Here is a 7641-nt window from a genome sequence, read left to right as displayed (position 1 = left end):
AGTTACGAGCGGAAACCGCTGCTTGGTCGAGCGACATTAACCATTCCCAGCGCGGGGTTGACTGGCAGATGAAGGTAGAGGACGCACGCTGCAAGCTGGCCTCGGTCTACCCTAAAATTAAGTTTTGACGCTGCACTAGCTTGTCGGACACAGATTCCGTATTACTTCATATTTTGAACTCTTTAAATTCTGCTGTAATAGGTGTTTGACTTTAGCGAACTGTGATTTAAATGTCGAACAAATTATAACAGTCCCAAATGAGTCGTCAAAAATTAAAACACCAGAAAAGATCCGATTCCCTATTCCCGATTTTGTTACACAACTGACTTAGGGTTGCTATATCGAGTAAAATCACCTTTTTAAAATGCAAATTTTGGAGGTTTGTTGTAGAGAAAAACCCAAAAAGTTGACGATCTTGACTGCAAACGCGATCGCCCTCAACACCGCTGCCGTTAACGCTCGAATCTCCACGCTCAAACTTCTTGCAAGCTCAAGAGCATGAGAAATCCCGTGAGGCTTAACATCGCAGTCGCTTGCAACAGACGAACCTTGCGATCGCCCCGATGGGGAGAAATCAACTCTCGAACCCAAATCGACGCCGCCGAACCGAGAACGTAACTCGCACTAAGAACTAAATACGGCCATCGCTCGTCGAACACCCACAAAACAAGCATCACGCCAGCCAAAGACAACATCACCAGTTCCACAAAACGAGGTGGATGCTCCTGACTCGCCAAGGAAAGGGTTTCCCAAACCAATCTTGAAATTCTCGTCATCGTACCGTTCCTCGTCTAACCCTCAAGTCAAATCGAAAAGCGCGTTCGAGCGATTCATCGTTTTCAACAAAACCGATCGCCATCTCGAGACTTTCCCACCTCGAAAGTGGCGTTGCCTTTAAGGATAAAGCAAATTCGAGAAAAACGCTCGCAGGCGATCGCCTGCCCCGGTGAATTCACCGCCACCCCTGACTGACTCCCCGAGAACGCGATAGGATCGACCCTGTCAAGCGCGCGGTTTTGCGATGTCTAACGAAGAACAACTGAGCCTGTTTGGAGGCGACCCCGAACCCCCAACGACCTCCTTCAACGCCATACCTACCGATGCCAGCGTACCCGTTCCCCAAGGAACCTACCCCGACCTCGACGCCTTAGCAAATCACTGCAACCAGTGTCAGCGGTGCGGCTTGGCCGCGACGCGCACTCACGCCGTCGTCAGTCGGGGCAATCCCGCCGCCGATATCGTCGTTATCGGAGAAGGCCCCGGACAACACGAAGACGAAAAGGGATTGCCGTTCGTGGGGCGATCGGGAGAACTCCTCGAAAAGATTTTCGCCTCCGTCAATTTGAGTAGCGAAGACGATATTTACATCTGCAACGTCGTCAAATGTCGTCCGCCGAAGAACCGCAACCCCAACCCCGACGAAATCGAAGCCTGCAAGCCGTACTTACTCGAACAGATCCGCCTCGTCGATCCGAAGATCGTCCTGTTAACCGGAGCCGTGGCGGTCAAATCTGTTCTCAACGAAAAACGGGGAATTACCAAAATTCGCGGTCAGTGGTTCGAGTGGGAAAAGCGGTTGTGTATGCCAATTTTCCACCCCGCCTATTTGTTGCGAAACCCTTCTCGGGAAAAAGGTAAACCCAAATGGTTGATGTGGCAAGATATGCAAGCAGTCCGGGCGAAACTCGAAGAACTGCGATCGCGCTAAAAACCAAGACGCTAGCGGAGTCTTGCCCGAAAAGAACGGGTTTCAAACAGTTGCAACCTCGCTACCCTTGTCGATCGAGCCGTTCGTGTCGTGAAACCTCCCGTATCCCCTAATCTCTCGATTAAGCATCGGTCTTGGCTTCCAACGCCTCGAGGCGACTCAAGAGTTCGCGGTTGAGTTTTTTCATTTTCTCGAGATCGCGACGCAATTCCTTAACGGCTTTGTCCGATCCGATGTTTTTCCGAACCTTCTCGACGGCTTCTTCGGCGACCCGAGTAATGCGTCCGTCGGCGGTGCGTTCGGCGATCGCGCTCAAAATCTCCACGGCTTTAGGAGTTTCCATCGTCCCTAACGCGACCACGACCGATCGCTGCGTCAAGAAAAACTCTTCTCCGGCCAGGCGATCGAGCCGCGCTAAAATGCGTTCGAGATCCGCCGGAGACTGACCGGCCGACACCGGCCCCAAAGCACGAATGGCGGCCAAGCGCAACGCCTGCGGAACCGAGGGCTGAGTATAATCCAAAATTAAATTAACCGCAGCCTCAGAAGTCGTAAACTGACTCAATCCGGCGATCGCACCACAGCGGACGACCTCGTTCCATCCCGCTTTGGTTTCCAACACCCACTTCAGGCGATCGATGGCTTTTTCAGCCTTCGGTTTAGAGTCGGGATGGTTGGCGGCGATCGCACCCAAGGCTTTGGCCGCCGAGGCTTCGACGTAATAACTGGCGTCCCCTTTCTTCAACACCGACTTCACCGCTTTGTAACTGGCGCGGGTTTTAATTTTACTCAACCCGTCGATAACTGCACGACGAACTCGAGCGTCTTTATCTTCTAAACCCTTAAGCAACTCGTCGAACGCCCGATCTAAATTGACGCTCGCCAACTGCTTGGCGACTTCGACGCGCACGCCCCAAAACTCGTCGGACTGCAACGCATTCGACAACGCCGCGACCGCCTCCAAACTTCCCACTTTCGCCAACGCTTCCGCCGCGTAAATCCGCGAAATCGGGTCGGGATCGTATTTGAGCTGAGCGACGAGTTCGGGCGTGGGATATTTAAGTTTGACAGTTTTGAGGATGTTGTTTCCCGCGTCGAAACTCACAAAAACAGGTTTTTCCGGTAAGGCGAAAAAGAAGCTCTGTTCGGCTTCGTTGACTCGCACGGCGAACCGTTGGACGATGCCGTTTTCGCTGCCGAAGGCGATGGGAACTTGCAACTCGAAAAGATCGCGATCGTAAATGGTATTTCCCGATTTGGCCTGAGTTTGTTTGACGGTAACTTTAGCGATGTTGCGATCGCCGTCCCAGGAATAGCTGACTTGGAAATCGGGATGTCCGCCTCGGAAAACGTAGCTGTCGAAGAGAGACTGTAAGTTGCGTCCGGTGGCTTTGTCGATCGCCCGCAACAGATCGACCGTTTCGACGGTGGCGTGGGCGTTGTCGTTGACAAAGGTTGCGATCGCCTTAAAAAACAACTCGTCGCCCAACTCCGCCCGAATCATGTGATAGACGCACGCTCCTTTCTCGTACAGGTGGCTGTCGTAGAGTTCGATGGCTTCGCGATAAACGTTGGTGACGATGGGACGGCGATAGCGAGTTTTGTCTTCACTGAGGTAGCTGCGAGCTTCGTTGAGGAGATAGTACGCCCCGTCGTCGAGGCCGTATTCGTATTCCGTCCACAACACCTCGGCGTAAGACGCCATTCCTTCCTTAATCCAGGCGTGAGACCAATGTTTGATGACGACTAAATCGCCAAACCACTGGTGAGCCAGTTCGTGGGCGACGAGGCTTTCAGTGCGATCGTTGTCGATCGCCGCCCGTTCGTCGAGCAAACAGCGATCGGTCAGCAGCGTGGCGGAGGTGTTTTCCATGCCCCCGAAAATAAAGTCTGCCACGCAAACTTGCGCGTATTTAGGAAACGGATAAGCATACCCGAAGGCTTTGCTGAAATAGTCCACCATGCGCGGGGTTTTTCCCATGCTACGCTTGGCGTCGTCGAGGCGATCGCGTTCGACGTAGTAGGTCATGGGTTTTCCGTTCCACTCATCGCGAATTTCGGCGAACCGTCCCACAGCTAGGGTCATCAAGTACGTCGGGTGAACCCGATCTTGTTTCCAGTGGTAGATTTTCTCGTCGCCGTCGAGGTCTGCCGAAACGAGTTCGCCGTTGGAAATGGCGAGAAAGTCTTTGGGAACCCGGACGCGAATTTCCGAGGTCGCCAGTTGTCCGGGGTAGTCGAAGCAGGGAAACCAGAAGCGGGAATCCTCGTCTTCCCCCTGTGTCCAAACTTGAACGGGTTTGTCCGGTTCGTTGTCCGTAGGACCGACGAAGTAGAGGCCGCGACGGGGGCGATCGACGCGGTAGCGAATCTCGAGGAGGACGGGGCGATCGGCAACGGTGGGGGTGTCGAGACGAATAGCGAGCTGTTCGCCGTCGCTGTCGAACGGTTGCGGTTCCCCATCGGCGAGAACCTCTTCGATCGCGAGTCCGACTGCATCGAGGGTGAGACGATCGATCCCGTCGCGAACGGGATTGAGGCGAATTTGACAGGTACCCGTAAACCGCTGCTTTGAAAAATTGAGGTGGAGGTCGAGCGAGATATGTTCGACTTGTCCTGGGCGATCGGGCGTATAGTGGGGACGCGCCCCCGGTAACTCGAAGCGATTGGTCTCGTTGTTATCCCAGGCGAATTTAACGTTCGGCATAGTCTTAGGTGTCGGGGCGAATCAATTAGGAAGCCACGAACGTTATCCTAGCGAAAGAGCGAGCTTGAAGCGAGGCGATCGCTAGGGGAAGTTGAGAGATCTTCCCCAGTCATTTCGCTCGAACTCTCAGTTGATTCGTTCGATTCACTCTTCACGTGACGTTACATTCATGACGGAATCCTCTAAGAAAAAAGGCTGTTTGGGATATTCGATCGCGATCGCGGCGATGGTTCTCGTAGCCACGGGAGCGACGGCGTACTGGATTCTTCGAGAGCGTAGCGGCCGCCATTTGACCCCGCTTGCCAGTGCCGAAGCGATTCCCGACGAGGCAGTGATGACCGCTTACGTAACCCTCGACGATCGCCCTTGGGGAAAGTTGCAGCAGTTCGGAACGTCCGAAGCGAAAGCCGTCGTGAGGCAAGCCATCGACTCGTGGCAACAGGAAATTTTCGAGGGAACGCAACTCGATTTCAATCGCGATCTCAAACCTTGGGTGGGAAGTTTGGCGATCGCGGTGGTTCCCGACGAAGCCTCGGGGGGCGAGTCCTCGGAACTGTTAACGGTGGTGGGGATTAAGGACAAGTTACAGGCGTTGGGATTTGCGAACCGCGTCAAGGCACAAGAAGGAACGCAGTTAGAGGATATCGATTATCGCGGTACGACGATTTCTCGCATTACGGAACCGGGCGGTTCGTCTTACAGCGTGGCCGTGTTGGGAGACTATTTGACCATTTCTGACGATTTAGATTTGGTGAAAGCCTCGATCGATACGTTTCGCGGCGAACCTTCGTTTGCAAAGTTACCGGGAATGGCGAAATTGTTGCGCCAGGGCATCAATTTAGACGATCCTCTCGCCCGCGTTTACGTCGCGGACTTGGAAGCGTTGCAAGATTTCGCCCGAACGGAATGGACGGAGCAACTGCCGATAACTGCGGTCCAGTCTTTGGTGATGGGCGTTGGCGTCACCGATACGGGATTGCACGGTCGGGTGATGGTTCGCCTCGATGCCGATCGACCTCAACTGTCTTTGGAGTCAGTATCGGGGACGATGGCCCGGCGGTTTCCCAACAATACGTTGATGTTAGCCGAAGGTCGCGATCTCGATCGCTCGTGGACGCAGTTTGTCGATACCGCATCGGCGACGCCAGAAGGAGAAACGTTCGTCTCGACCGTTCGCGAGGCGTCGTCGAGTTTCGGCTTGGATATCGATCGCGAGGTGTTCGGCGTGATGGATGGTGACTTTGGGTTCGGGTTGATTCCTTCGGAAAAGGGGATTTTGGCCTCTCTCGGATTCGGTGGGGCGATCGTCGTCGAAACTAGCGATCGCAAAACGGCTGAGGCGACGATGGATAAGTTGGGATCGATTTTGCAACGGAATCTCCCGCTCCCGATGTCCTTCGATTCTCGACAAGCTAACAACGTGACGGTGACAGAGTGGAACGTTCCGTTTTTTGGTGTGAAACCGGAAACGGTCGTCGGTTATGGGTGGCTCGACGATCGCGCCTTGGCGATCGCCTTGGGCGGTCCTATTGTCGATGCGATCGTGACACCGCCGGAAACTCCTCTATCCCAAAACGAAACGTTTCTAGAAATCCAACAACAGCTTCCCGAGAACCGAGAAGGCTATTTGTACGTCAACGTTCTGCAAATGTTACAGCTCGTCGATCCCCGCACTCTCCAAGCCAACGAAATCGTCACGCCAGACAGTCTCGCCCTCTTGAACTCGATTCGCGGAATCGGGGCGGCGTCATCGTCGCCTAACGAAACGACGGCGGTTTTGGACGTGGCCGTTCCGTTGGTGGTTGAGAATCCGTGATGGGGTGAAGAGGGGATAAGTAAAAGCCTTAGTGGTGCAGAAAAGTCCTGAAACCTTTGTTAGAAAAGATATCGCTGTATTAAAGGGTTGGTCGCAAAATCCCAGATCGGTAAATGGTTGCCGGAGATCCCCGGCATCTTGGAGATGCCGGGGATCTGGTTTGACTTCTAATACAGATTTTATTTGTTTTGTCAATCCCCGATCTCGAAAAGTTTTCTGCACCACTGAGAAGTTAAAGCTGCGTGATGCGGTAACTGTTCCCTCTTCCCCGTTCCCTCTTCCCCGTTCACTGTTTGATCCCGCTGCCAATATTGGAGGAAATGACGTAGCGTTGCACGAAGGCGAACAGTAGCAAAACTGGGGCGATCGAAATTATCGAACCGGCTGCGATTAACCGCCAATCGAGAGAAAAGGTTCCCGCCAATCTCGCCACACCGAGGGGAAGGGTGTAAAATTCTGGGCGATCGAGGACGATTAACGGCCAAAGAAAATCGCCCCAAGACCCGATAAAGGTAAAAATCGCCAACGTCACCAACGCCGGACGCACGGCGGGAACCATGACAAACCACCAAATTCCTAATTCAGAACAGCCGTCCATTCGGGCAGCTTCTTCAAGTTCTTTCGGCACGCCGGAAAAGGCTTGTCTTAATAGGAAAATCCCAAAAGCTCCGGCTAAATAGGGAAACATAACGCCAAAATAGGTGTTTTTTAAACCTAATTGAATCGTCAAAACGTAGAGCGGAACCATGACGATTTGAAAGGGAATCATAATGGTGGCGACGATGCTGGCAAAAATAAAATCTTTTCCTTTAAAATCTAATCTCGCCAAAGGATAAGCTGCTAGAGAACAAAATAGTAAGTTGAAAATAACTGTAAAAACAGCAATAACAGTACTATTCAATAGATAGCGTCCGAAGGGTTGCGCCTGCCAAACGGTTCTAAAATTATCAAATGTTGGTTCTGTGGGAAGCCATTGCGGGGGGAACTGAAAAATATTTTCCTGGGGCGATTTGAGTGATGTACTCAACAACCATAGCACTGGAAATAACATCACTAAAGCAATGATAACCAGCAACAAATAAAATAAAATTGTTTTTTTATTTGTTTTTTGAATCATTTTTTATGAATTGACTGAAAGGTGCATTTCAAACTTGAATTGGCGATGTAAATTTATCAGATTCGGAGTCCCTACACTGAATTAAGCTGTCGTTGTTTTTTGCGATCGCTCCACTCATGGACGGCAGCGTTGCCGAAGTCCAACCGTCCAACCGGGTGCATCCCAATTATGCAATGAGTAAGAATACTTAGAGCCGTTCGAGAGAAAGGAGTTAAGCTAAAAGGAGTTGCCCAAGTCGGAATCAAGTCTAGCTCATGGATGCTGAAAAACGTCGCCAAATTCAAGCTCACGCT

Annotated in this window: 5 protein-coding genes; 2 read left to right on the top strand and 3 right to left on the bottom strand. The window is 52.2% G+C overall.

The window, feature by feature from the left end:
- Positions 1–473: 473 nt before the first annotated feature.
- Positions 474–776, bottom strand: coding sequence for a hypothetical protein (locus POG22_RS10660; RefSeq protein WP_035492559.1), 303 nt, complete (start codon positions 774–776; stop codon positions 474–476).
- 245 nt (positions 777–1021) lie between these two features.
- Between POG22_RS10660 and POG22_RS10655 the strand changes: the two genes are divergently transcribed.
- Complete coding sequence (locus POG22_RS10655) at positions 1022–1708, top strand: uracil-DNA glycosylase (protein ID WP_063715253.1); 687 nt, start codon at positions 1022–1024, stop codon at positions 1706–1708.
- Between the two features lie 121 nt (positions 1709–1829).
- On the opposite strand, the gene POG22_RS10650 is transcribed toward POG22_RS10655, so the two are convergent.
- Positions 1830–4415, bottom strand: a complete 2586-nt coding sequence (locus POG22_RS10650) for a M1 family aminopeptidase (RefSeq protein WP_498905179.1) — start codon at positions 4413–4415, stop codon at positions 1830–1832.
- A 169-nt stretch (positions 4416–4584) separates the two neighbouring features.
- On the opposite strand from POG22_RS10650, the gene POG22_RS10645 reads away from it, so the two are divergent.
- Entirely contained in the window at positions 4585–6231 is a 1647-nt protein-coding gene (locus POG22_RS10645; protein ID WP_063715256.1) for a DUF3352 domain-containing protein, read from the top strand.
- A 286-nt stretch (positions 6232–6517) separates the two neighbouring features.
- Here POG22_RS10645 and POG22_RS10640 read toward each other — a convergent pair whose 3' ends face one another.
- Positions 6518–7348, bottom strand: a complete 831-nt coding sequence (locus POG22_RS10640) for a carbohydrate ABC transporter permease (protein WP_498905177.1) — start codon at positions 7346–7348, stop codon at positions 6518–6520.
- Positions 7349–7641: the final 293 nt, after the last annotated feature.

Source organism: Geitlerinema sp. CS-897 (genome assembly GCF_028368005.1).
GTDB lineage: Bacteria > Cyanobacteriota > Cyanobacteriia > Cyanobacteriales > Geitlerinemataceae > Baaleninema > Baaleninema simplex.
This window is presented reverse-complemented; position numbering and strand designations above follow the sequence as displayed.

What these genes read in the sequence shown, in the direction of transcription:
- POG22_RS10660 (WP_035492559.1), bottom strand. Translation starts at nt 776, where the DNA reads ATGACGAGAATTTCAAGATTGGTTTGGGAAACCCTTTCCTTGGCGAGT.
- POG22_RS10655 (WP_063715253.1), top strand. Translation starts at nt 1,022, where the DNA reads ATGTCTAACGAAGAACAACTGAGCCTGTTTGGAGGCGACCCCGAACCC.
- POG22_RS10650 (WP_498905179.1), bottom strand. Translation starts at nt 4,415, where the DNA reads ATGCCGAACGTTAAATTCGCCTGGGATAACAACGAGACCAATCGCTTC.
- POG22_RS10645 (WP_063715256.1), top strand. Translation starts at nt 4,585, where the DNA reads ATGACGGAATCCTCTAAGAAAAAAGGCTGTTTGGGATATTCGATCGCG.
- POG22_RS10640 (WP_498905177.1), bottom strand. Translation starts at nt 7,348, where the DNA reads ATGATTCAAAAAACAAATAAAAAAACAATTTTATTTTATTTGTTGCTG.